The 25,177-nt window shown below is 41.2% G+C and carries 22 protein-coding genes; all 22 read left to right on the top strand.

Going from position 1 to position 25,177, the window contains the following annotated elements; translation table 11 throughout:
- The first annotated feature begins 10 nt into the window (after positions 1-10).
- The gene (gene rseP / locus NSU02_RS11515; RefSeq protein ID WP_063386697.1) at positions 11-1,270 is read left to right on the top strand and encodes an RIP metalloprotease RseP; all 1,260 of its coding nucleotides are present in this window, start codon (positions 11-13) and stop codon (positions 1,268-1,270) included.
- Positions 1,271-1,305: 35 nt separating this feature from the next.
- Positions 1,306-3,006 (top strand): proline--tRNA ligase, encoded by a 1,701-nt coding sequence (locus NSU02_RS11510; protein WP_339192934.1) that lies wholly within the window; start codon positions 1,306-1,308, stop codon positions 3,004-3,006.
- Positions 3,007-3,124: 118 nt separating this feature from the next.
- Positions 3,125-7,450 (top strand): PolC-type DNA polymerase III, encoded by a 4,326-nt coding sequence (locus tag NSU02_RS11505; RefSeq protein ID WP_339192933.1) that lies wholly within the window; start codon positions 3,125-3,127, stop codon positions 7,448-7,450.
- Between the two features lie 173 nt (positions 7,451-7,623).
- Positions 7,624-8,100, top strand: coding sequence for a ribosome maturation factor RimP (rimP, locus tag NSU02_RS11500; protein ID WP_063386700.1), 477 nt, complete (start codon positions 7,624-7,626; stop codon positions 8,098-8,100).
- 23 nt (positions 8,101-8,123) lie between these two features.
- Positions 8,124-9,245 (top strand): transcription termination factor NusA, encoded by a 1,122-nt coding sequence (nusA, locus tag NSU02_RS11495; RefSeq protein ID WP_339192932.1) that lies wholly within the window; start codon positions 8,124-8,126, stop codon positions 9,243-9,245.
- Positions 9,246-9,257: 12 nt separating this feature from the next.
- Complete coding sequence (locus NSU02_RS11490) at positions 9,258-9,542, top strand: YlxR family protein (protein ID WP_063386702.1); 285 nt, start codon at positions 9,258-9,260, stop codon at positions 9,540-9,542.
- Positions 9,539-9,838: a YlxQ family RNA-binding protein gene (locus NSU02_RS11485; protein ID WP_063386703.1), complete on the top strand. Its 300-nt coding sequence runs from the start codon at positions 9,539-9,541 to the stop codon at positions 9,836-9,838. Before NSU02_RS11490 ends, NSU02_RS11485 begins: the two co-directional genes overlap by 4 nt.
- Positions 9,839-9,857: 19 nt before the next feature.
- Entirely contained in the window at positions 9,858-12,020 is a 2,163-nt protein-coding gene (gene infB, locus NSU02_RS11480) for a translation initiation factor IF-2 (protein ID WP_130156276.1), read from the top strand.
- On the top strand, positions 12,020-12,298 hold the full coding sequence (locus NSU02_RS11475) for a DUF503 family protein (protein WP_063386705.1): 279 nt from the start codon (positions 12,020-12,022) through the stop codon (positions 12,296-12,298). The genes infB and NSU02_RS11475 overlap by 1 nt, the downstream gene beginning before the upstream one ends.
- A 16-nt stretch (positions 12,299-12,314) precedes the next feature.
- The gene (gene rbfA, locus NSU02_RS11470) at positions 12,315-12,674 is read left to right on the top strand and encodes a 30S ribosome-binding factor RbfA (RefSeq protein ID WP_063386706.1); all 360 of its coding nucleotides are present in this window, start codon (positions 12,315-12,317) and stop codon (positions 12,672-12,674) included.
- Between the two features lie 107 nt (positions 12,675-12,781).
- Positions 12,782-13,663: a tRNA pseudouridine(55) synthase TruB gene (truB, locus tag NSU02_RS11465; protein WP_339195779.1), complete on the top strand. Its 882-nt coding sequence runs from the start codon at positions 12,782-12,784 to the stop codon at positions 13,661-13,663.
- A gap of 21 nt (positions 13,664-13,684) precedes the next feature.
- Entirely contained in the window at positions 13,685-14,665 is a 981-nt protein-coding gene (gene ribF / locus NSU02_RS11460) for a bifunctional riboflavin kinase/FAD synthetase (RefSeq protein ID WP_130156272.1), read from the top strand.
- Between the two features lie 128 nt (positions 14,666-14,793).
- Entirely contained in the window at positions 14,794-15,063 is a 270-nt protein-coding gene (gene rpsO, locus NSU02_RS11455) for a 30S ribosomal protein S15 (protein ID WP_063386709.1), read from the top strand.
- A gap of 163 nt (positions 15,064-15,226) precedes the next feature.
- On the top strand, positions 15,227-17,338 hold the full coding sequence (pnp, locus tag NSU02_RS11450) for a polyribonucleotide nucleotidyltransferase (RefSeq protein ID WP_063386710.1): 2,112 nt from the start codon (positions 15,227-15,229) through the stop codon (positions 17,336-17,338).
- Between the two features lie 102 nt (positions 17,339-17,440).
- Positions 17,441-18,397 (top strand): polysaccharide deacetylase family protein, encoded by a 957-nt coding sequence (locus NSU02_RS11445; protein ID WP_144597755.1) that lies wholly within the window; start codon positions 17,441-17,443, stop codon positions 18,395-18,397.
- 23 nt (positions 18,398-18,420) lie between these two features.
- Entirely contained in the window at positions 18,421-19,677 is a 1,257-nt protein-coding gene (locus tag NSU02_RS11440; RefSeq protein WP_066246458.1) for a pitrilysin family protein, read from the top strand.
- A 129-nt stretch (positions 19,678-19,806) separates the two neighbouring features.
- A complete protein-coding gene (locus NSU02_RS11435; RefSeq protein WP_063386713.1) occupies positions 19,807-20,067 on the top strand; it encodes a YlmC/YmxH family sporulation protein in 261 nt (86 codons plus the stop codon).
- 160 nt (positions 20,068-20,227) lie between these two features.
- Positions 20,228-21,142: a dipicolinic acid synthetase subunit A gene (gene dpaA / locus NSU02_RS11430; RefSeq protein ID WP_063386714.1), complete on the top strand. Its 915-nt coding sequence runs from the start codon at positions 20,228-20,230 to the stop codon at positions 21,140-21,142.
- A complete protein-coding gene (locus NSU02_RS11425; RefSeq protein WP_063386715.1) occupies positions 21,126-21,716 on the top strand; it encodes a dipicolinate synthase subunit B in 591 nt (196 codons plus the stop codon). The genes dpaA and NSU02_RS11425 overlap by 17 nt, the downstream gene beginning before the upstream one ends.
- A 127-nt stretch (positions 21,717-21,843) precedes the next feature.
- A complete protein-coding gene (asd, locus tag NSU02_RS11420; protein WP_063386716.1) occupies positions 21,844-22,887 on the top strand; it encodes an aspartate-semialdehyde dehydrogenase in 1,044 nt (347 codons plus the stop codon).
- Positions 22,888-22,953: 66 nt separating this feature from the next.
- The gene (gene dapG / locus NSU02_RS11415) at positions 22,954-24,168 is read left to right on the top strand and encodes an aspartate kinase (protein WP_339192931.1); all 1,215 of its coding nucleotides are present in this window, start codon (positions 22,954-22,956) and stop codon (positions 24,166-24,168) included.
- Between the two features lie 22 nt (positions 24,169-24,190).
- Positions 24,191-25,066 carry a 4-hydroxy-tetrahydrodipicolinate synthase gene (gene dapA, locus NSU02_RS11410; RefSeq protein ID WP_094246018.1) on the top strand — a complete coding sequence of 292 codons (876 nt, stop codon included), beginning with the start codon at positions 24,191-24,193 and terminating at the stop codon, positions 25,064-25,066.
- The last annotated feature ends 111 nt before the right edge of the window (positions 25,067-25,177 follow it).

Below are 25,177 nucleotides of genomic sequence, written 5' to 3'. Positions count from 1 at the left end.
GGTAAAATAAGTGAACACGGTGATCGCATTTGTCGTTATTTTTGGCGTATTGGTGTTTTTCCACGAATTAGGGCACTTAGTTATGGCGAAAAGGGCAGGCATTTTATGCCGTGAATTTGCAATCGGCTTCGGGCCGAAAATTTTGTCGTTTAAACGAAAAGAAACGGTCTATACGATCAGGCTTTTGCCTATCGGCGGCTTCGTGCGCATGGCGGGGGAAGACCCGGAGATGATTGAGGTCAAACCTGGCTATCAGGTTGGACTATTGTTTAATCAGAAAGGACAAGTTGAAAAAATTATTTTAAACAGAAAAGAAAAGTATCCTAATGCAAAAGTGATTGAAGTTGAACAAGCAGATTTGGAACATGGAATGTTTATCACAGGCTATGAAGATGGAGAAGACAGCGGTCTAAAAAGGTTTGAAGTAAGCGAAACATCCTTTTATGTAGTTGACGGTGAAGAAATTCAAATTGCACCTTATAACAGGCAATTTGCTTCAAAAACGCTCGTTCAAAGAACGCTCGCCATTGCTGCCGGACCTTTTATGAATTTTCTATTAGGGTTTTTAGTTTTGTTTTACCTCGGCTTAAGCCAAGGAGTGCCCGTGAATGAACCGGTTTTAGGAGAAATCGTCCCTGACAGCGCGGCTGAACAAGCAGGATTACGGGAAGGCGATGTTGTAAAAGAAATAGAAGGAACGCCGATGAATTCGTGGAAAGATGTCGTTGAAATGATCAGAGCAAATCCGGAGAATGAGCTTCTTTTTTCAATTGAACGTTCCGGAGAAGAATTGGAAATGACGGTAACGCCGGATTCTGTGAAATCCGAAAACAAAACGATCGGCCAAATAGGAGTTTATTCCCCGGTTGAAAAAACATTTTTCGGTTCTTTGAAATATGGCTTAGTTGAGACCTATACATGGTCGAAAGAAATAATATTTGCGGTTGGGAAGCTGATAACCGGACAATTTTCAATTGATATGCTCTCTGGACCTGTCGGCATATATGATATGACAGGAAAAGTTGCAGAAACAGGCTTGACAAGCCTATTGAGCTGGACGGCTCTCTTAAGCATTAACCTTGGCATTATGAACTTGCTTCCAATTCCAGCTCTAGATGGAGGACGCTTATTGTTTTTTGCCATTGAAGCGGTCCGGGGAAAACCGATTGATCGACAAAAAGAAGGGATCGTCCACTTTATCGGATTTGCACTTCTAATGCTGTTAATGCTCGTTGTGACATGGAATGACATCCAAAAGTTTTTCCTTTAAAAAATAATATAGAAATCAAATTCGAGGTGCTTTAAATGAAACAGAGTCAGTCATTTATACCCACAATGAGAGAAAATCCAGCAGATGCGGAAGTTAAAAGCCACCAGCTGCTGTTGCGTGCCGGATACATTCGGCAGACAGCTAGCGGTGTTTATTCGTATCTGCCTCTTGCTCATAGAGTGTTAACCAAAATTGAAAATATTATCAGAGAGGAAATGAACCGGATCGGAGCGGTGGAGCTGCTAATGCCGGCTTTGCAGCAAGCAGAACTTTGGCAGGAGTCTGGCCGCTGGTATTCATACGGATCAGAATTAATGAGATTGAAAGACCGTCATGAGCGTGATTTTGCTTTAGGTCCGACTCATGAAGAAGTTATAACAAGTTTGGTAAAAGATGAGATCAAATCTTATAAACGTCTGCCGCTCACCCTTTATCAAATTCAAACGAAGTTCCGGGATGAAAAGCGTCCGCGGTTCGGTCTTTTGCGGGGACGAGAGTTCATTATGAAAGATGCTTACTCTTTTCATGCTACACAGGAAAGCTTAGATGAAGTGTACGAACAGGTACGAGAAGCATACAGCCGCATCTTTACTCGATGTGGGTTGAACTTTCGCGCAGTCATCGCTGATTCGGGAGCAATGGGCGGTAAAGATACTCATGAATTTATGGTGCTTTCGGAAATCGGAGAAGATACGATCGCATATTCTGATTCGTCCGATTATGCAGCAAATATTGAAATGGCTCCGGTAGTTGCATCTTATGAAAAGGTTGACGAACCGCTCATAGAGCTTGAAAAAAAAGAAACGCCAAACAAAAAATCCATTGAAGAAGTGGCGCAGTTTTTCCAAGTTCCGAAGGAAAAATTAATAAAATCCGTTTTATTTAAAGTAGATGAAAAGTTCGTTCTTGTTCTTGTCCGCGGTGATCATGAGGTCAATGACGTGAAACTGAAAAACCTTTATCAGGCATCAGTTGTTGAACTTGCTTCAGCTGAAGAAACAGAGCAGGTAATGGGAGTTTCACCCGGATTTTTAGGACCGATCGGCGCATCCGACAAAGTGGAAATTGTCGCAGATTATGCAGTTCAAGCAGTCGTAAATGGAATATGCGGGGCAAATGAAAACGATTTGCACTATATCGGAGTAAACCCTGATCGGGATTTTACCGTTACCAAGTATGAAGATATAAGATTTATTCAGGAAGGGGACCCTTCGCCGGACGGAAAGGGACGGATCAAGTTCGCGAAAGGCATTGAAGTCGGCCACGTCTTTAAGCTTGGCACAAGATACAGTGAAGCGATGAAGGCAGAATTTTTAGATGAAAAGGGAAAAACAAACCCTATCATCATGGGATGCTATGGTATCGGTGTTTCACGCTTACTGTCTGCGGTGGTCGAGCAATTTCATGATGAAAATGGAATTATTTGGCCTAATAAATTAGCTCCGTTTGAAGTCCACCTTATTCCGGTTAATATGAAAAACGAAGAACAAGTCAAGGTTGCAGAGGAAATTTATCACGATTTGCAGGCGAAAGGATACGAAGTCCTTTATGATGATCGTGCTGAACGGGCGGGTGTGAAATTTGCTGACAGTGATTTAATTGGCATTCCTGTCAGAATAACGGTCGGAAAAAGAGCTGGTGAAGGGATTGTAGAAGTGAAAGAAAGAAAAAGCGGAAATAGTATAGAAGTTTCTGTTGATCAGCTAAAAGAGCAGCTTGCCAAACTTCTCCGCTAATGAAGCTGGATGCCGCAGATGAAGCTGGCATAGGTAAAGAGTAGGGGGTCTTGCCTTTATGATAATTTGTCAAACGGGTCAAGCCCCCTATTAACTTTTTGGGAAAGAGGGGAAACCAATGGATGATAAAGACTTGCAGCAGCAAAAAGAACGGTTTCAGATTTTGCTGAAACAGCTTGAAATGACGGATGATCAAATCTACCCTTATTTCCAAAACGGAGCGATCTTAAAATTAACAGTTCATAAAAAATCTAAATTATGGGATTTCTCTTTTCGGCTTGAAAACATTCTTCCATTTCGTATCCTGCAATTGTTTGATAGAAGATTGAACAAAACATTTTCTCATTTAGCCAATGTTGCGTTTCACATTACAACTGTGAAACAAGAATATGATGAACAGCTCGTTCAAGACTACTGGGAGTTTTGCCTCCAAGAAATGGAGGGGGTTTCTCCGCCGATATTATCACTGTTAAAAGAACAAATGCCGAAGCTGGAAAAGCAAAAATTAATGATTCGCACGAGAAATGAGACGGAAAATGAAACGATCAAGAAAAAATACGGCCCCATCATCCAGCAGGCGTACGAGAAGTACGGCTTTCCAAAGCTGACTATCGACACGGTGATCGATGCATCTAACGAAGAATGGGAAAAATTTTTGGAGCAGAAGCAAAAAGAAGACGAAGAGCGGATTTTACAAGCAATGATGGAAATGAAGCAAAATGGAAAGGAAAATCAAACACAGGAGCCTAAAAAGCAGGAAGGTCCTCTTATTATCGGATACAAAATAAAAGATGACGAAGAAATTCGCACTCTTGATAACATTTTTGATGAAGAGCGGAGAGTCGTCATTCAAGGATATGTTTTTGAGGCGGAAACAAAGGAATTAAAAAGCGGAAGAACGTTATGCACGTTTAAAATTACCGATTATACCAATTCCATTTTAGTCAAAATGTTCGGCCGCGATAAAGAAGATAATGCATTGCTTGCATCGATCAAAAAAGGAATGTGGTTGAAAGTTCGCGGAAGCATTCAAAACGATACATTTGTTCGTGATCTTGTCATGATTGCCAATGACATTAATGAAATCAACCCGAAAAAACGGCTCGATACCGCACCTGAAGGAGAGAAAAGGGTGGAATTGCACCTTCATTCGCAGATGAGCCAAATGGATGCCGTCACATCGATCACAGATCTTGTTGAACAAGCTAAAATGTGGGGCCATGAAGCGATTGCATTGACAGATCACGCAGTTGTCCAATCTTTTCCAGAGGCATATGCTGCAAGCAAAAAGTTTGGCGTTAAAATGATTTACGGTCTTGAAGCCAATATTGTTGATGACGGTGTACCGATTGCTTATAACGAATCGCACAGACTTTTAAGCGAAGATACCTTTGTTGTGTTTGACGTTGAAACAACAGGGCTTTCGGCTGTATACGACACGATCATTGAACTTGCAGCGGTGAAAATAAAAAACGGGGAAATTATCGACCGATTTGAATCGTTTGCTAACCCTCACCATCCGCTTTCAGCAACAACGATAGAACTGACGGGAATTACCGATGATATGGTTCAAAATGCTCCCGACGTCGATGAAGTATTGTACAAATTTAAAGAATGGGCTGCCGACAGCATTTTAGTTGCCCACAATGCAAGCTTTGACATGGGCTTTATTAATGCAGGCTACAAAAAATATTTGCAGGTTAAAAAGGCGGACAACCCTGTCATTGATACTCTTGAACTTGCAAGATATTTATATCCTAATTTAAAAAACCACCGCCTGAATACATTGTGCAAAAAGTTTGATATAGAGCTTGTACAGCATCATAGAGCCATTTATGATGCGGAAGCAACCGGCTATTTGCTTGTAAAATTGCTGCAAGAGGTAAATGAACGAGGAATTCTTTATCATGATGAGCTGAATGAGCGGACTGGGGATTCAAAAGCGTATGAGCGGGCAAGACCGTTTCATGCGACGCTTCTTGTGCAAAATGAAACAGGGCTGAAAAATTTATTTAAGCTTGTATCTCTTTCCCATGTTCAATATTTTTATCGCGTTCCGCGCATTCCCCGTTCTGTATTGTTAAAGCATAGGGAAGGCATTTTAATTGGTTCAGGCTGCGACAAGGGAGAAATTTTCGAAGCAATGATGCAAAAAGGTCCGGAAGAAGTTGAAGAGATGGCTTCATTTTATGATTTTCTCGAAGTGCATCCGCCGGAAGTATATTACCCTCTAATTGAGACGGAGCAGGTTCGACATGAACAAGCGATCAAAGAAATCATTGCAAACATAGTCAAACTAGGGGAAAAGCTGTCGATTCCGGTTGTGGCAACAGGCAATGTCCATTATTTAAACAAGGAAGATAAAATTTACCGGAAAATCTTAATTTCTTCGCAAGGGGGAGCGAATCCTTTAAACCGCCATACATTGCCTGATGTGCATTTCCGTACAACAAATGAAATGCTGGATGCTTTTCGTTTTTTAGGCGATGAAAAAGCGAAAGAAATTGTTGTGACAAACAGCCAGTACATCGCCTCTCTCATAGGTGATGTAAAACCGATTAAAGATGATCTGTATACACCGAAAATAGACGGTGCCGAAGAAGAAATTCGGGAAATGAGCTACAATCGTGCCAAAGAAATTTACGGAGACCCATTGCCGGAAATCGTTCAAGCAAGGCTTGAAAAAGAGTTGAAAAGCATTATCGGCCACGGATTTGCCGTCATTTATTTGATATCTCACAAACTAGTAAAAAAATCTTTGGATGACGGGTACTTGGTCGGTTCAAGGGGATCAGTCGGCTCATCCTTTGTTGCCACGATGACGGAAATTACTGAGGTGAACCCTCTTCCGCCTCATTACGTTTGTCCAAAATGCAAGCATTCCGAATTTTTCAATGACGGCTCTGTAGGATCCGGATACGATCTTCCTGATAAAAATTGTCCTCAATGCGGAGCACCATATAAAAAGGACGGGCATGACATACCGTTTGAAACGTTTCTAGGATTTAAAGGAGACAAGGTGCCTGATATTGATTTGAATTTTTCAGGTGAATATCAGCCGAGAGCACACAATTATACGAAAGTGCTGTTTGGTGAAGATAAAGTGTACCGTGCAGGAACAATTGGCACCGTTGCCGAAAAGACAGCTTTCGGATTTGTCCGCGGCTACATGAACGATCATAATCTGCATTTCCGCAGTGCAGAAGTCGATCGGCTTGTGAAAGGATGTACGGGGGTCAAGCGGACGACAGGACAGCATCCCGGAGGAATCATCGTTGTTCCCGATTATATGGATATATATGATTTTACTCCAATTCAATATCCGGCAGATGATACAAGCGCTGATTGGAAAACGACACATTTTGATTTCCACTCCATTCACGATAACTTATTAAAGCTTGATATACTAGGGCACGATGATCCGACGGTCATCAGAATGCTTCAAGATTTAAGCGGAATCGATCCGAAGACCATTCCAACAGATGATCCGGAAGTAATGAAAATCTTTTCCTCAACCGAATCACTTGGCGTGACAGAGGAGCAGATTGGCTGTAAAACGGGCACTCTAGGGATTCCAGAGTTCGGCACGCGATTTGTCCGCCAAATGTTGGAGGAAACAAGACCGACGACATTTTCAGAGCTTGTCCAAATATCAGGATTGTCCCATGGGACAGATGTTTGGCTAGGAAACGCACAAGAACTGATTCAAAGCGGCACATGTACATTAAGTGAGGTCATTGGCTGCCGCGACGATATTATGGTTTATTTAATCTATCAAGGATTGGAGCCGTCGTTAGCCTTTAAAATTATGGAGTCGGTTCGGAAAGGAAAAGGCTTGATTCCCGAATGGGAAGAAGAGATGAAAAAGAACGACGTTCCAGACTGGTATATTGAATCTTGCAAAAAAATCAAATATATGTTTCCAAAAGCTCACGCGACAGCTTATGTATTAATGGCTGTGCGGATTGCATATTTTAAAGTGCATTTTCCTCTGCTATTCTATGCAACTTATTTTACAGTCAGAGCGGACGATTTTGACATCGAAACGATGATCAAAGGAAGCACCGCAATCAGAGCGAAAATTGAAGAGATCAGTGCAAAAGGGCTCGATGCTTCTCCAAAAGAGAAGAGCTTGCTGACCGTATTGGAGATGGCACTTGAAATGACGGAGCGTGGATTTTCATTCCAAAAAGTAGATTTATACCGCTCTCAAGCCAAAGAATTCATTATTGACGGCGACAGCCTGATACCACCGTTTAATTCGATACCAGGGCTTGGTACGAACGCGGCCATCAATATTGTCAAAGCGAGAGAAGAAGGAGAATTTTTATCCAAAGAGGATCTGCAGGAGCGGACAAAAATTTCAAAAACGATTATGGAATATCTTGAAAATCATGGCTGTTTGGCATCGCTGCCTGAGCAAAATCAGCTCTCCCTTTTCTGATTTGCGATTCAATTTGCAAACCTGATTAGGTTATGTTATATTCATTTATGGAAATGCTAAAAAAAGCCTAACGAAAGAGTGGGGAAAAAACCCACTCTTTCCTATTGGAACTAGTTTTTTATGACGATTAAATAGATGTCCCTTTCTGAAACGCTGAAATTAAGGAGGAAAATATGAGCCAATCTATAACAGATCTCGTCAAAGAACTAGCATCGCCAATTCTTGAAAATTTACAACTGGAACTAGTAGATATTGAATATGTAAAAGAGGGAAAAAATTGGTATTTACGGCTTTTTATTGATTCTGAAGATGGTGTCGATATTGAAGAGTGCGGTATGGTAAGCGAACGTCTGAGCGAAAAGCTGGATGAAATCGATCCGATTCCTCACAACTATTTCTTGGAGGTATCTTCTCCAGGCGCTGAACGCCCTTTAAAAACAAAGGCCGATTTTGAAAAGGCTGTCGGGAAAAATGTCGCACTTAAAACTTACGAGCCGATCAACGGGGAAAAACATTTTGAAGGGGTTTTAACGGATTTTGACGGCGAGATTGCCACACTCGAAATAAGAGTGAAAACAAAAACTAAACAAGTGGAAATTCCTTGGGGAAAAATTGCAAAAGCTAGACTTGCCGTTTCATTTAATATTTAAGTGATGAGGAGGAACATCATTTTATGAACAGCCAACTTTTAGATGCCTTGACAGTATTAGAAAAAGAAAAAGGCATTAGTAAAGATGTTATTATAGATGCGATTGAAGCTGCCCTCATTTCTGCATACAAACGCAACTTTAACCAAGCGCAAAACGTGCGTGTCGATATTAATCGCGAAACAGGTACGATGCAGGTGTTTGCGAGAAAAGAAGTGGTGGAAGAAGTAATGGATCCCCGTTTGGAAATTTCCATCCATGATGCGATGAACATCAATCCCCAATATGAAATCGGCGATGTCGTTGAAATTGAAGTGACACCGAAAGAATTTGGACGAATAGCTGCACAAACTGCGAAACAAGTCGTTACGCAGCGAGTTCGTGAAGCCGAAAGAGGAGTCATTTATTCGGAATTTATTGATCGTGAAGAAGATATCATGACCGGAATCGTCCAAAGAACTGATCCCAAATATATATACGTAAGTCTAGGGAAAATAGAGGCTCTCCTCCCACAATCGGAACAGATGCCGAATGAAAAATACGAACCTCATGACCGAATTAAAGTATTCATTACAAAAGTAGAAAAAACAACAAAAGGACCACAAATTTTTGTTTCCAGAACACACCCGGGGCTGTTGAAGCGTTTATTCGAATTGGAGGTTCCGGAAATATATGACGGGACAGTGGAAATTAAATCAGTCGCCCGGGAGGCAGGTGACAGATCAAAGATTTCGGTTCATTCCGACAATCCGGAAGTTGACCCGGTCGGATCATGCGTTGGACCAAAAGGCCAGCGTGTTCAAGCAATTGTAAACGAGTTGAATGGCGAAAAAATTGATATCGTTCGCTGGTCTAAAAATCCTGTTGAATTTGTTGCAAATGCTTTAAGTCCTTCAAAAGTTTTGGACGTTATTGTCGATGAAGAGGAAAAAGCTACAACCGTCATCGTTCCTGATTATCAATTATCCCTTGCGATTGGCAAAAGAGGGCAAAACGCTCGCCTCGCTGCCAAATTAACCGGATGGAAAATTGATATTAAAAGCGAATCGGAAGCGAGAGAGCTGAACATCTATCCTCGCGAAGAGCATGATAGTTTATTCCAATTTGACAATACGGATGATGAACACGGAGAAGAACAAGACGAATAGAGGTGGTTACCAGTGGCAAAGCAAAAGAAAATTCCGATGAGAAAATGTGTGGCGACTGGCGAAATGAGACCCAAAAAGGAGCTTGTTCGAATCGTTCGTTCGAAAGAAGGAGAAGTTTCGGTTGATTTAACAGGAAAGAAAAATGGACGCGGTGCTTATATCACTCTTGATAAAGACTGCATTTTAAAGGCGAAAAAGAAAAATGTGCTATCCGTCCATTTAGATGCGCCTGTTCCGGAATCTATATATGATGAATTAATTCAGCTAGCTGAGAAGGAGAAACCTTCATTGCCATGAATGGACAATGGAAATCTTTATTAGGCCTTGCCTATCGGGCAAGAAAAGTGATTTCAGGAGAAGAACTTGTTTTGAAAGAGGTTCGAAATAAGCGTGCAAAACTCGTTTTATTGGCAGACGATGCTTCTTCTAACACGAAGAAAAAAATTACGGATAAATGTTCGTTTTATAAAGTTCCACTCGTGATTGCCCCAAACCGATACGAACTTGGGCAATCGATCGGAAAGGAAGAAAGAGTAGTTGTTGCCGTGACGGAAGAAGGTTTTGCCAAGAAGTTGAAGCTTCTACTTGAATAACTACTTTGGGGGTGAACGTATGGGTAAAATGCGAGTATATGAATATGCAAAACAACAAAATATAACGAGCAAAGAAGTAATCCATACATTAAAAGAAATGAATATAAATGTTGCAAACCACATGTCAATGATCGACAGCAATACAATTGAAAAACTCAATGGACGATATCAAAAGGAACAACCTAAGAAAAACGTTCAAAAAGATCATCAACCAAAACAAAAGGCAGAAAAGCATGCAGCATATGATGACATTCCATTTGATGACGATGAGGATATCGTATTGAACAAGAAAAAATCAGGCAAAAAACCTTCTCCAAAACGCGAGGAACGTAAACAAAACGTTCCGATTCAACAAACGAAACATAAAAACAAAAAAAATGGAAAGAAAAACAAAAAAGCGGTTCAAAATGAAGCTCCAAGCAAAAAAGAATTGCCGTCCAAAATTACGTATCAAGGCTCTTTAACAGTCGCTGAGCTTGCCAACAAACTCCATAAAGAACCGTCAGAGATCATTAAGAAGCTCATGATGCTCGGCGTCATGGCAACAATCAACCAAGAGCTGGAGAAGGACATTATCGAACTGATCGCTTCTGAATACGGCGTTGAAGTGGAAGAAGAAATTGTTTTCGATGAAACAGAATTTGAAAAGTATGAAATCGAAGACAAGGAAGAAGATCTTGTCAGCCGTCCTCCTGTTGTGACAATTATGGGGCACGTTGACCATGGGAAAACGACTCTTTTAGATTCCATTCGAAAAACAAAAGTGGCTGAAGGCGAAGCTGGAGGCATTACGCAGCATATCGGCGCTTACCAGGTTGAAGTGGAAGGGAAAAAGATCACATTTTTAGATACACCTGGCCATGCAGCGTTTACAACAATGAGAGCCCGCGGTGCTCAATTAACAGATATTACTGTTTTAGTCGTTGCTGCAGATGATGGTGTTATGCCGCAGACAGTTGAGGCAATTAACCATGCAAAAGCTGCGAATGTGCCGATTATTGTAGCGGTCAACAAAATGGATAAGCCGACGGCAAATCCTGACCGTGTGATGCAGGAATTAACGGAACATGGCCTTGTACCGGAAGATTGGGGCGGCGACACGATATTTGTGCCAATTTCGGCATTAAAAGGTGACGGAATTCCTGAACTATTGGAAATGATCTTGCTCGTTGCGGAAATGGAAGAGTTAAAAGCGAATCCGAATCGTCTTGCAACCGGTACGGTTGTTGAAGCAAAGCTTGATAAAGGCAGAGGTTCAGTTGCAACATTGCTTGTTCAAAACGGAACGCTTCGTGTCGGTGATCCAATTGTTGTCGGAAACACATATGGACGGGTGCGTGCGATGGTGAATGATGTCGGAAAACGTGTAAAAGAAGCTTTACCGTCCACTCCGGTTGAAATCACCGGCCTTCATGAAGTTCCATTAGCCGGCGACAGATTTATGGTATTTGAAGATGAGAAAAAAGCGCGTCAAATCGGTGAAGCCCGTGCGAAAAAACAGCTGGAAGAGCAGCGCAGCGAAAAGACAAAGCTAAGCCTTGATGATTTATTTGAACAAATTAAGCAAAATGACATGAAAGAAATTAATTTAATCGTCAAAGCAGATGTGCAAGGTTCCGTTGAAGCTCTTTCATCAGCTCTTCAAAAAATCGATGTTGAAGGAGTAAAAGTAAAAATTATTCACACCGGTGTCGGTGCCATTACGGAATATGACATCATGCTTGCCTCTGCTTCCAACGCTATTGTGATCGGCTTTAATGTTCGCCCGGATGTGAATGCGAAGAGAACAGCGGAAGCGGAAAACGTCGACATTCGCCTTCACCGCATCATTTATAAAGTGATCGAAGAAATCGAAGCGGCTATGAAAGGTATGCTTGATCCTGAATACGAAGAAAAAGTGATCGGTACCCTTGAAGTGCGGCAAACATTCAAAGTTTCTAAAATCGGTACAATTGCCGGCTGCTACGTCACAGATGGTTCTGTTACACGCGACAGCGGCGTTCGCTTAATTCGGGACGGAGTCGTGATTTTTGAAGGAGAAATTGACACTTTAAAACGTTTTAAAGATGATGTAAAAGAAGTTGCTCAAGGATATGAGTGCGGACTTACGATTAAAAACTTTAACGATATTAAAGAAGGCGACACGATTGAAGCGTTCATCATGGAGGAAGTTAAAAAATAATGCTCGGAATGGTATCATGTGAATGCATGATTTTTGAAGCTTCTTCTTTAAAAGAAAAACGTGCAGTAGTGCAACGAATTATAAAAAGACTGCAAAACAAATTTAATGTCAGTGTTGCAGAAATCGGCTTTCAGGATGCATGGCAGCGGACCGAAATCGGCATTGCCTGCCTTGCATCGAGCCGCGCCATCGCGGAAAAAGAACTGAACCAGGCATTGAAGTTGATCGATTCTTTTCCTGAAATTGAACGAACCATTACAACATTTGACTGGTTTTAGCAAATGAGGTGATGAAATGAGCCTAAGAGCAAACAGAGTAGCTGAACAGATGAAAAAAGAGCTAAGCGATATTATTGGCAGAAAAATTAAAGACCCGAGAATTGGATTTGTAACTGTAACGGACGTTCGCTTAACAGGGGATTTGCAAATCGCTAAAGTATATATTTCTGTATTGGGAAATGAGGAACAGAAGGAAAACACGATGAAAGCGCTGGCGAAAGCCAAAGGATTTATCCGCTCTGAAATCGGGTCGCGGATTCGGCTGCGGAAAACTCCGGAAATTCATTTTGAATTTGACGAGACAATTGATTATGGCAATCGAATCGAATCATTAATCCATGAATTGAAAAAAGAAGAAAGAGATCATGAAAGCTGAGGCATCCCGTTTCACAATTGTGTAACGGGTTCTTTTTTCATGATTGCAGCTGGCAAAAGGAAGGTGTGACTGTGGACGGCGTTCTTCTCTTACATAAACCTAGAGGAATGACTTCAAATGATTGTGTCCAAAAAGTGCGCAAATTGTTTCGAACGAAAAAAGCGGGGCATACTGGTACATTAGATCCGGATGTCTCAGGCGTGCTCCCTATTTGCATCGGCAAGGCAACAAAAATTTCGTCATATTTAATGGCTGAGAATAAGGAATACATTGCTGAAGTAACATTAGGAGCTGCCACTGAAACAGAGGATGCTTCTGGAAGCATTATTGCTGAAAAAGAAGTAAAGCTCCCGCCATCAAAAGAGGAAATTGAACGAGTGCTGGAAAGCTTTCGCGGAGAAATTGAACAAATTCCGCCAATGTATTCTGCTGTAAAAGTGAATGGAAAAAAATTATACGAATACGCGCGTGAAGGGAAAGTAGTCGAAAGGCCGAAAAGAAGGGTTGTCATTCATGCCATGCACCTTTTAAGCGATATAAAACAACATGACAAAACGGCTTCCTTTTCCATTCAAGTCTCTTGCTCAAAAGGGACATATATTCGAACTCTCGCGGTCATGATCGGAGAAAAATTAGGGTATCCTGCTCACATGTCTGAATTGGTGCGAATAAGATCCGGCCGTTTTCATTTACATGACTGCGTCACGTTTTCAGCGATCGAGCAATGTTTAAAAACGGGAGATTTGCCAAACGGTTTTCTTACCATAGAGGAAGCATTAAATCAATTGCCGAAAATTAAAATAAATGATACATTAGCAAAGAAAGTAAAAAACGGAGCGATGTTGGAAATGAACGAGGATTTCCAGCATATTGGACAAAATGATGTTGTAGCAATATGGAATAATCGAGAAATTATTGCCATATATAAAAAGCATTCAGAAAAAAACAATGTGCTTAAACCCGTCAAGGTGTTAAAAACGAATGAATAGGTAAGAAAAGGGGAACTTTCGGTGAAAATGATAAAAATAACACATCCACACCATTTGGCAAAACAAAATGTGCCGAAATCGGTAATGGCGCTCGGATTTTTTGATGGAGTCCATAAAGGGCATCAAAAAGTCATTCAAACAGCTAAACAGAAGGCTGAAGAATTAAATGTTGAATGTGCGGTGATGACATTTGATCCGCACCCATCCATCGTCTTAAAAAAAAATATTCAACAAATAGAATATATTACTCCTTTACAAGAGAAACTGAAGTTTATTGAAGATCTTGGAATTGATCGATTGTATTTAGTCGAATTTACAGAAAGCTTTAGCTTGCTTCAGCCTCAACAATTTGTCGATCAATATATTATCGGATTAAATGCTATTCACGTTGTGGCCGGTTTTGATTTTACATTCGGTCGGTTTGGAAAAGGGACAATGGAAACTTTGCCTTTCTATTCAAGAGGAGCCTTTACGCATACGACGGTTGAAAAGCTGACAGACGGTGAAAGAAAAATCAGCTCTTCCCTCGTTCGAAACGCGATTAAAAATGGTGATGTTTCTTATGCATGCTCTCTTCTAGGGCGGCCTCATCAAGTATCCGGAAAGGTAATCCATGGAGAAAAGCGAGGGCGGACTATCGGCTTTCCAACCGCAAATATTGAACTAAGCGAATCCTACATTACTCCTCCGACAGGGGTATATGCGGTCAAAATCAGCATGAATGGGAAGGAATATGCGGGCATATGCAATATCGGTTATAAGCCGACATTTCATGAAAAAAGACCGGACAAGCCGAGCATAGAAGTTCATATTTTTGATTTTCATGAAGAAATTTATGATATAGATGTGACCGTAAAATGGTTCAAACGAATACGAAGTGAACAAAAGTTTTCTGGTGTGGAAGAATTAATTGCCCAAATCAAACGGGACATCAAGGAAGCTAAAGATTTTTTTCAGCGGCTGACAGAATCGGATAAAATCACGGCTGAAAAAAATTTTTAATGGAACCTCCTTGCTTTTTCTTGGGAAAAATAGTATTCTTATTCTTGTAACTTTTAACCGCTGCGTGGCAACGCGAGTCACCGACGCTTGCTAGGTAGCCGGGGATTATATTTAGGAGGTGGACAAGGATGGCTTTAACGCAAGAACGGAAAAATGAAGTGATTGAGCAATTTAAAACACATGAATCAGATACTGGTTCTCCTGAAGTGCAAATTGCTATCCTAACTGAAAAAATCAACATTTTAAATGAGCATTTGCGCGTTCACAAAAAAGACCACCATTCACGCAGAGGTCTTTTGAAAATGGTTGGGAAACGCCGTAATTTGTTGACGTATTTGCGCAATAAAGATGTTGCACGGTACCGTCAACTCATCAATAAACTCGGTTTGCGTCGTTAAGTTGTATGGAAGCGGGAGATTTCCCGCTTTTTTACTGTATTCAAAAAAGTTTATGACAGATTACATAAAAACGATATAGATTGAAAAGTTTAAAAATAACATTTTTGTACAATCTTATGTGCGAAGATAGACTTTGTCAATGAAAGAGGGGTTCAAAACAAGTATGGATCAAGAGAAACATGTTTTTTCCATAGATTGGTCCGGACGGAAGCTGACTGTTGAAATCGGCCAGCTGGCGAAGCAAGCGAACGGCGCCGTTTTAGTCCGCTATGGAGATACGGTCGTTTTATGTACGGCAACCGCTTCGAAGGAAGCAAAAGGAGTGGATTTCTTTCCCCTAACAGTCAATTATGAAGAAAGGCTTTATGCTGTCGGTAAAATCCCGGGAGGGTTTATTAAACGAGAGGGTAGACCGAGTGAAAAAGCTATTTTAGCGAGCCGTTTAATCGATAGACCGATTCGCCCGCTGTTTCCAGAAGGGTTTCGCAATGAGGTTCAAGTAGTCAGCATGGTGATGAGCGTCGACCAAGATTGTTCTTCCGAAATGGCGGCTATGTTTGGATCTTCGCTCGCGCTGTCAATATCGGACATTCCGTTTGAAGGTCCGATTGCCGGTGTCACGGTCGGCCGCCTTGATGACCAGTTTATCATTAATCCAACTGTCGAACAGCTTGAGAAAAGCGATATCCATTTAATCGTAGCCGGCACGAAAGATGCCATCAATATGGTGGAAGCAGGAGCCAATGAAGTGCCTGAAGAAACGATTTTAGAAGCAATCATGTTTGGCCATGAAGAAATCAAACGTTTGATTGCATTCCAAGAAGAGATTGTAGAAAAAATCGGAAAAGAAAAAATGGAAGTCGAATTATATAAAATCGATGAGGAGCTTGAAAAAAGAGTTCGTGAAATGGCTCTTGCCGACTTATTGCAAGCTATCCAAGTGCCTGAAAAACACGCCCGCGAAGATGCTATTAATGAAGTGAAAGAGAAAACTGTCGCAATATTTGAGGAAGAAGAAGCAGATGAAGAAACGATTAAGCAAGTAAAAGAAATTTTGCACAAGCTCGTGAAAGAGGAAGTGCGCCGTCTCATTACAGAAGAAAAAGTGAGACCTGACGGACGAAAAATTGACGAAATCCGTCCATTATCGTCTTCCGTCGGAATTTTGCCGCGCACGCACGGTTCAGGTCTTTTCACCCGCGGCCAAACACAAGCCCTGTCTATTTGTACGCTCGGAGCTTTAGGAGACGTACAAATACTTGACGGACTCGGCGTGGAAGAATCAAAGCGGTTCATGCATCACTACAACTTCCCGCCATTTAGTGTCGGGGAAACCGGTCCGATGAGGGGTCCTGGCAGACGGGAAATTGGTCATGGAGCGTTGGGAGAAAGAGCGCTTGAGCCAGTCATACCTTCCGAGCGCGATTTTCCGTACACAATTCGTCTCGTTTCAGAAGTGCTTGAATCAAACGGTTCAACTTCACAAGCGAGCATTTGTGCAAGCACCTTAGCGATGATGGATGCCGGCGTGCCGATTAAGTCGCCTGTTGCTGGAATTGCAATGGGACTTGTAAAATCTGGTGACAACTATACGGTTTTAACAGATATTCAAGGTATGGAAGATGCGCTTGGTGATATGGACTTTAAAGTCGCTGGTACAGAAAAAGGCGTCACCGCGCTGCAAATGGACATTAAAATTAAAGGCTTGTCCCGTGAAATTTTAGAAGAAGCGTTAAAACAAGCTCGCAAAGGCCGCCTTGAAATTTTGAAATCGATGCTGGCGACAATCTCTGAACCGAGAAAGCAATTATCGCCATATGCTCCAAAAATTTTAACCATGGTCATCAATCCGGATAAAATTCGTGACGTGATTGGACCTAGCGGAAAACAAATTAACAAAATCATTGAAGAAACAGGAGTAAAAATCGATATTGAACAAGATGGCACAATCTACATTTCTTCCGTAGACGAAGGAATGAATAAAAAAGCGAAGAAAATTATTGAAGATATTGTAAGAGAAATTGAAGTCGGACAAATGTATTTAGGAAAAGTTAAACGGATCGAGAAATTCGGCGCATTCGTGGAACTGTTTAACGGAAAAGATGGTCTTGTCCACATTTCTGAGCTTGCAGAAGAGCGGGTAGGAAAAGTGGAGGATGTTGTGTCAGTCGGTGATGAAATTTTAGTCAAAGTGATGGAAATCGATAAACAAGGTCGTGTCAATTTATCAAGAAAGGCCGTTTTAAGGGACCAAAAAGAGCAGCAAAAGTCTTGACCGGAGCCAGGGAAAACCCGGCTTCTTTTCCATTTTTGCGGTTGGCAGTTCTATCTTGTCCCCTTTTTTCATAGTTTTATAAGTGAAAAAGGGGATGTTGCGATGAAGCGAAAAAAAGGGAAAATAGCCATTTTTATATTGATCATACTTTTTTCTTATGTCATATTGGATAATCGTTATACATTGATCTTTCTTCAGCAATTAAAAGCAAAGCATGAATTGGCTGTATCTGGCGAAAATTCGTTGTATCAAGAAATCGTTGCCAAAGCAAAAGAGTATGAAATTCCTCCGGAAAATGCTGAAATACATAGAGTTTGGAAAAAAACGCCCGGTTATAATGGGCGATCAGTCGACATTGACGCATCGTATAAAAGAATGAAGAAAAAGGGTTCTTTTGATCCGAAGCTTCTTGTATTCAAGCAAATTCCACCTTCTGTTCATTTAAGCGATTTGCCGAACGAAGCGATCTACCGTGGACACCCGGATAAGCCAATGGTATCCTTTTTAATAAATGTTGCATGGGGAAATGAGTATCTTCCTAAAATGTTGGCCGTGCTAAAAAAGCACCATGTCAAAGCGACGTTTTTTTTAGAAGGAAGATGGGTAAAAGAAAATCCTGAACTGGCTAAAATGATTGTAGAAAGCGGCCATGAAATTGGAAATCATTCATACTCGCATCCAGATATGGCCCGCCTGCCGTCTGCAAGAATTAGACAAGAGATGGAAGAGACGAACAAAATCATCAAAGCGACGACAGGAAAAAACGTGAAATGGTTTGCGCCTCCAAGCGGCAGCTTTCGCAAGGAGGTTGTAGATATAGCGGCAGATATGAACATGGAAACAATCATGTGGTCTGTTGACACGATTGATTGGCAAAAGCCGCGGCCTGAAACGTTAATCAATCGAGTGATGTCAAAAATTCATAACGGCGCCATGATCTTAATGCATCCGACGTCATCGACCGCAGAGAGTCTAGATTCATTAATTAAAAAGATTAAAGAAAAAAATCTTTCCATCGGTTCACTTTCTAGTCTGCTGGATGAAAAACGTCTTGACTGATTGGAAGAACAGGGGGTTACAATTTGATCAAGAAATATACATGCCAAAATGGTGTTAGAATCATTTTAGAATCCATTCCGACTGTTCGCTCCGTTGCTATCGGAGTTTGGATTGGCACAGGTTCTAGAAACGAGACGAAAGAAACAAACGGCATTTCTCATTTTTTAGAGCATATGTTTTTTAAAGGAACAGAAAAAAGAACAGCTAGAGAAATTGCAGAAGCTTTTGACAAAATTGGCGGTCAGGTGAATGCCTTCACCTCAAAAGAATACACCTGCTATTATGCAAAAGTGCTCGATGAGCATGCAAATTATGCACTTGAAGTGCTGGCTGATATGTTTTTCAACTCAGTATTTGAAGAAGAAGAATTAAACAAAGAACGAAATGTTGTTTTAGAAGAGATCAAAATGTATGAAGATACTCCAGACGATATTGTGCACGATTTGTTAAGCCAGGCTGCGTTTGGCGATCATCCGCTTGGCTATCCGATTTTAGGCACAGAAAAAACTTTATCTAGTTTTACCGGCGATGCGTTGAAAAGCTATATGGAAAAATACTATACTCCTGACAATATCGTCATTTCAGTAGCTGGAAACGTTCAAGAAAGCTTTATTCAAGAGGTTGAGAAATGGTTCGGCAATTTTAAGTCGTCTCATAAAAAAGAAAAATATAAGGAACCGGTTTTTTTGGACCAAAAAATCGCCAAGAAAAAAGAGACGGAGCAAGCGCATCTCTGCATTGGGTTTAAAGGGTTGAGAGTCGGTCATGACGACATTTACAGCTTAATTGTGTTAAACAATATTTTGGGCGGGAGCATGTCAAGCCGCTTGTTCCAAGAGGTGAGGGAAGAAAAAGGGCTTGCTTATTCTATTTTCTCTTACCACACTTCATATGAAGACAGCGGAGTGCTCACAATTTACGGTGGGACTGGAAGAAACCAGCTGAATATTTTATTTGAAACGATTTTTCAAACAATTGAAAAATTGAAAAAAAGCGGTATTACTGAAAAAGAATTAATGCATTCAAAAGAACAAATTAAAGGGAATCTAATGCTTAGTCTTGAAAGTACAAATGCAAGAATGAGCAGAAACGGCAAAAATGAGCTGCTCTTAGGCAAACATCGATCTTTGGATGAAATTATCGAAACGGTTAACCGTGTTGATATCATGAGCGTCAATGAACTTATTCAACATATTTTTACAGATGAATATGCTGTATCTTTAATTAGTCCGGAAGAGAATCTTTCTTCTGCAATTCCAGAATTAAAATGCCTGCTATGATGGATTGGCGGGCATTTTTTATTTGCCAAAAACGTATACATGTATGGAAAGCTATGTTCATCAGTTTCGAATCAATCTCTGCCTGTGAATATGTTCGTATATTTATAATGAAAGAGGGGAGCCAATACTATGCGTTTATCCGAGTTAAGCGGAAAAGAAATCGTCGATGTAAAACGAGCGGAACGTCTAGGCGTGCTCGGTCAAACAGACTTTGAAATCAATGCGGAAACCGGACAAATCACGGCGCTTATTATTCCTTCTTTAAAGTGGTTCGGTTTAAGGAAACAAGGGCATGATATTCGAGTACCGTGGGAGCATATCAAAAAAATTGGTCAAGATATGATCATTATTGACGTACCGGAAAATTCCTTAAATAAAATTGATGACTAATGAAGATCCGCCGGCTAAAGAAGCCGGCTTTTATTATTTTTTGGCAATTTTTCGATGCGATTCACCTATCGGCTGCCGCCTACATAATATGCTTAAAACAGGGAGCTAATTATGGTTTTCGAAACTGAACTGAATTGCCATAAAGAAGGTGAAAAAAAGGATGTTAACTGGCTTAAACGTTGCTGTAATTGGCGGTGACGCCCGGCAGCTAGAGGTGATCCGAAGTCTATCAGAGCACGATGCCAATCTATTTTTAATCGGATTTGATCAGCTTGAACATGGGTATACAGGATCAGTGAAAATAAACAGCCATAATATTAGTCTGGAAGGAATGGATGCAGTAATATTGCCTGTTTCAGGAACCGGAAGCGAAGGACAGGTCGAAGCAGTTTTTTCCGCTGAAGAAGTCGTACTGACAAGAGAAATGGTGGCCTCCACTCCTGAGCATTGCATCTTTTATTCTGGGATACGCACAAAATATTTAGAAGAGTTAATGGAAAAAGAAAAACGAAAGCTTGTACCGATACTGGACCGTGATGATGTAGCGATATATAATTCCATTCCGACAGTAGAAGGGACCATAATGCTCGTTATTCAACATACTGATTTTACCATTCATGGTTCCAACATTGCCGTTATCGGATTTGGACGGACAGGAATGAGCGTTGCCCGCACTTTTGCAGCATTAGGAGCTAATGTGAAGGTAGGCGCTCGCAAACAGAAAGATTTGGCCAGGATCACGGAAATGGGAATGAAGCCGTTTCATTTGAGTGAACTGAAGGACGAATTGTCGTCGATCGATATTTGCATTAATACAGTTCCAGCGTTGGTATTGTCTTCTGATGTTTTGGCAGCTATGCCTATCCACGCTCTTATTATCGATTTAGCATCAAAGCCGGGAGGAACCGATTTCCACTATGCTGAAAAAAGAGGTATGAAAGCCATTTTAGCACCTGGTCTTCCAGGAATTGTCGCACCGAGGACAGCAGGCCAAATTTTGGCGAATGCGTTGACAATCCTTTTAACTGAACAGCATCAGCTTGAAAGGAGTATGGATAATGGAAGTGAAAGGTAAGCGGATCGGATTTGGTTTAACAGGCTCTCATTGTACTTATGATGCGGTATTTCCGCAAATTCAAAAGCTCGTTGAAAAAGGAGCAAACGTTTTGCCAATTGTCACCTCGACCGTAAAGACGACAACAACTAGATTCGGGGAAGGAGAAGAATGGGTCAAAAGAATTGAAGAAGCGACTGGAAATCAAGTAATTGATTCGATCGTGGATGCCGAGCCTTTAGGTCCGAAAATTCCTCTTGATTGCATGGTCATTGCGCCGATGACCGGCAATTCGATGAGCAAACTGGCGAATGCCTTGACGGACTCTCCTGTATTGATGGCTGCAAAAGCGACTATGAGAAACCATCGCCCCGTTGTACTAGCCATTTCTACAAACGATGCTCTCGGGTTAAATGGCGTAAATTTAATGAAGCTAATGGCGGCAAAAAATATTTTCTTTGTTCCGTTCGGCCAAGATGCACCCCATCAAAAACCGAATTCAATGGTGGCGAATATGGATCGGTTAGTGGAAACAGTTGAACATGCGCTTGAACATAGACAGCTTCAGCCGGTTATTATTGAACATAAAAAATAATCAAACAAATAAAACGCTTTCATGAAAAATCGCTCATCACTTTTTTTGGCTACTGTGATACAATTAAACGTAATACGAATACATGATTATTCGACTCTGATGCATTTTGGAAGGAGATAGATAGAAAATGGCTCAAAAAGGTTTTCATGTAGCAGTTGTCGGAGCAACTGGAGCAGTAGGAACACGAATGATCGAAACATTGGAAAAAAGAAATTTTCCTGTGGAAACTTTAACGTTGTTATCATCCGAACGATCTGCAGGAAAGACAGCTACATTTAAAGGAAAACCAATCACAGTACAAAAAGCGGAACCGGAGAGCTTTGAAGGGGTTGATATCGCTCTTTTCAGCGCTGGAGGAAGCGTGTCGAAGCAGCTTGCACCGGAAGCAGCCAAAAGAGGCGCGGTCGTGATCGACAATACGAGCGCATTTAGAATGGATGAAAACGTTCCTCTCGTAGTACCGGAAGTGAACGAAGAGGATATAAAATGGCATAACGGTATTATTGCCAATCCGAATTGTTCGACGATCCAAATGGTTGTTGCATTGCAGCCGATCCGTAAGGCGTTCGGGCTGAAAAAAGTCATTGTTTCCACTTATCAAGCAGTATCAGGTGCGGGGGCACAAGCGATTCAGGAATTGAAAGAACAGTCTAAAGCGATTTTAGAAGGAAAGCCGTTTGTACCTGAAATTTTACCTGTTAAAAGTGACGAAAAACATTATCAAATTGCGTTTAATGCAATTCCGCAAATTGATAAGTTCCAGGAAAATGGATTTACATTTGAAGAAATGAAAATGATCAATGAAACAAAAAAAATTATGCATATGAAGGATCTGGAAGTTGCAGCGACCTGCGTCCGCTTGCCGGTCGTCATCGGGCATTCAGAATCAGTCTACATTGAAATCGACAGGGACGATGTTACTGTAAATGATATTCGCAATGTATTAAGAGATGCGCCTGGCGTTACGCTTGAAGATGATCCGGCAAATCAAATTTATCCAATGCCTGCTTTTGCAGAAGGCAAATACGATACATTTGTAGGCCGAATTCGCAAAGACTTAGATCGGCCAAACGGCTTCCACCTTTGGGTTGTATCCGACAATTTATTAAAAGGGGCAGCATTAAACTCTGTACAAATTGCCGAAAGTTTAATTAAACTGAAACTAGTATAAGGTGAAAAGAAGAGAGTTGAAGCCATCAGCTCTCTTCTGTTTAGTTATTTTATAGAGGTGAACATCATGAGCATTGTTGTTCAAAAGTTTGGAGGAACGTCTGTCCGTGATGAACAAGGCAGAAGACATGCGTACGAACATATAAAGGAAGCCTTGTCTGAGAAAAAAAAAGTGGTCGTCGTCGTATCAGCGATGGGGAGAAAAGGAGATCCGTACGCAACAGATACGCTGATCAGCCTTGTGGAAGGCGGGATCGACACCATTTCCAAACGTGAACAGGATATGTTGCTGTCCTGCGGAGAAATCATCTCTTCTGTCGTATTTACTAGCATGCTAAAAGGGAAAGGAATAAAAGCGGCAGCTTTAAGCGGAGCGCAGGCAGGTTTTTTGACGACAAATGAACATACAAATGCTAAAATATTAGAATTGAAATGTGATCGCCTGCTCGGGCTTCTAGAAACAAATGATGTCGTTGTTGTCGCAGGCTTTCAAGGAGCACAAGCAAATGGAGATGTGACGACAATTGGGCGCGGCGGCAGTGACACTTCAGCAACAGCACTTGGAGCAGTTTTAAAAGCAGAATATGTAGACATTTTTACAGATGTGGAAGGAGTTATGACAGCGGATCCTCGTATTGTTAAGGATGCAAAGCCCCTTTCATTTGTGACGTATACGGAAATTTGCAATTTGGCCTATCAAGGAGCAAAGGTGATTCATCCGCGTGCGGTTGAAATCGCTATGCAAGCCAAAATCCCGATTCGCATTCGTTCCACTTATTCTAAATCGAAAGGAACGATCATCACTTCTCACCATCAGGACAAACTAGGTGCGGACATAAAAGAACGTTTAATTACTGGAATTGCTCATGTTTCCGATGTCACGCAAATTAAAGTAGATGCAAAAGAAGGGAATTTCCGTTTTCATCAAGAAATTTTTAAAGCGATGGCTACAAGCGGAATTAGCGTCGATTTCTTTAATATTACTCCTAAGAGTGTCATATATACTGTTCATGGGGATGTAACGGATCTTGCTGTTGGAATTTTGAAAGAGATCGGATATGATCCGATGATCACGCGGCATTGTGCAAAAGTCTCAATTGTAGGAGCAGGCATTCAAGGAGTTCCTGGAGTCGCTTCCAAAATCGTTGCTGCTTTATCGGAGGAAGGGATACAAATTTTGCAATCGGCAGACAGCCATACAACAATTTGGGTGCTTGTGAAGGAAAGTGAAATGATTCAAGCAGTTAATGCACTTCATAAAGCGTTTGATCTTGGAAAATAATCGATAAAGGTGTGAGGAACAAGTGGGTATGTTTGGAAGAATTTCAACTGCAATGGTTACCCCGTTTGACAATAACGGGAATATTGATTTTCAAAAAACGGAAAAATTAGTAGAATATTTAATCCATCATGGAACAGATTCAATTGTTGTGGCTGGAACAACGGGTGAATCTCCAACTTTAACAACGGAAGAAAAGCTCGCTTTATTTAAACATGTCGTTTCTGTTGTCAATAAAAGAGTTCCAGTGATTGCAGGGACAGGTACAAACAATACAAGAGCTTCCATAGAACTGACAAAAAAGGCGGAACAAACCGGCGTCGATGCGATTATGCTTGTCACTCCATACTACAACAAACCGAATCAGGAAGGGATTTATCAGCACTTTAAAGCGATAGCAGAAAGCACGCACCTTCCTGTGATGCTTTACAATGTGCCTGGCAGAACATCGTCCTCGATCGCGCCTGAAACGGTTATTCGTCTATCGGAAATTGACAATATCGTTGCGATTAAAGAAGCTAGCGGAGATCTTGATAATATGGCCAAAATTATCGAGAAAACGCCAGATAATTTTGCTTTATACACTGGGGACGACAGCTTAACGCTGCCGACATTATCAATAGGCGGTGATGGCGTTATATCTGTAGCCTCCCATGTTGTAGGAGATGAAATGCAAGAAATGATTCAAGCCTTTTTGTCAGGTGATGTGAAAAAAGCCGGAAGCCTTCATCGAAGACTTCTCCCATTAATGAAAGAACTGTTTAAGGCGCCAAACCCTGTTCCAGTGAAAGCAGCGCTGCAAATAAAAGGTCTGGATGTTGGTCCGGTGCGCTTGCCGTTAGTTCCGTTAACAACAGATGAGCGAACATCATTAGCCGCTGTGATCCATGAATTAGGCTGATCATCGTGATTAGCCTTTTTTTATTTTAAAAATTCCACTCTGCCCCATTCAAAACAGCTGAGTCTAGCGGCTTAATTTTTCGGATAAGTGTGTCTGATATAAATTAACTTG

This window comes from Aeribacillus sp. FSL W8-0870, assembly GCF_037963755.1.
GTDB lineage: Bacteria > Bacillota > Bacilli > Bacillales > Aeribacillaceae > Aeribacillus > Aeribacillus composti.
This window is presented reverse-complemented; position numbering and strand designations above follow the sequence as displayed.

Bases quoted from the DNA above. Each gene is read 5' to 3' on its own strand.
- NSU02_RS11510 (WP_339192934.1), top strand. From the start codon at position 1,306: ATGAAACAGAGTCAGTCATTTATACCCACAATGAGAGAAAATCCAGCA.
- NSU02_RS11505 (WP_339192933.1), top strand. From the start codon at position 3,125: ATGGATGATAAAGACTTGCAGCAGCAAAAAGAACGGTTTCAGATTTTG.
- rimP (WP_063386700.1), top strand. From the start codon at position 7,624: ATGAGCCAATCTATAACAGATCTCGTCAAAGAACTAGCATCGCCAATT.
- nusA (WP_339192932.1), top strand. From the start codon at position 8,124: ATGAACAGCCAACTTTTAGATGCCTTGACAGTATTAGAAAAAGAAAAA.
- NSU02_RS11485 (WP_063386703.1), top strand. From the start codon at position 9,539: ATGAATGGACAATGGAAATCTTTATTAGGCCTTGCCTATCGGGCAAGA.
- infB (WP_130156276.1), top strand. From the start codon at position 9,858: ATGGGTAAAATGCGAGTATATGAATATGCAAAACAACAAAATATAACG.
- NSU02_RS11475 (WP_063386705.1), top strand. From the start codon at position 12,020: ATGCTCGGAATGGTATCATGTGAATGCATGATTTTTGAAGCTTCTTCT.
- rbfA (WP_063386706.1), top strand. From the start codon at position 12,315: ATGAGCCTAAGAGCAAACAGAGTAGCTGAACAGATGAAAAAAGAGCTA.
- truB (WP_339195779.1), top strand. From the start codon at position 12,782: ATGACTTCAAATGATTGTGTCCAAAAAGTGCGCAAATTGTTTCGAACG.
- rpsO (WP_063386709.1), top strand. From the start codon at position 14,794: ATGGCTTTAACGCAAGAACGGAAAAATGAAGTGATTGAGCAATTTAAA.
- pnp (WP_063386710.1), top strand. From the start codon at position 15,227: ATGGATCAAGAGAAACATGTTTTTTCCATAGATTGGTCCGGACGGAAG.
- NSU02_RS11445 (WP_144597755.1), top strand. From the start codon at position 17,441: ATGAAGCGAAAAAAAGGGAAAATAGCCATTTTTATATTGATCATACTT.
- NSU02_RS11435 (WP_063386713.1), top strand. From the start codon at position 19,807: ATGCGTTTATCCGAGTTAAGCGGAAAAGAAATCGTCGATGTAAAACGA.
- dpaA (WP_063386714.1), top strand. From the start codon at position 20,228: ATGTTAACTGGCTTAAACGTTGCTGTAATTGGCGGTGACGCCCGGCAG.
- NSU02_RS11425 (WP_063386715.1), top strand. From the start codon at position 21,126: ATGGAAGTGAAAGGTAAGCGGATCGGATTTGGTTTAACAGGCTCTCAT.
- asd (WP_063386716.1), top strand. From the start codon at position 21,844: ATGGCTCAAAAAGGTTTTCATGTAGCAGTTGTCGGAGCAACTGGAGCA.
- dapG (WP_339192931.1), top strand. From the start codon at position 22,954: ATGAGCATTGTTGTTCAAAAGTTTGGAGGAACGTCTGTCCGTGATGAA.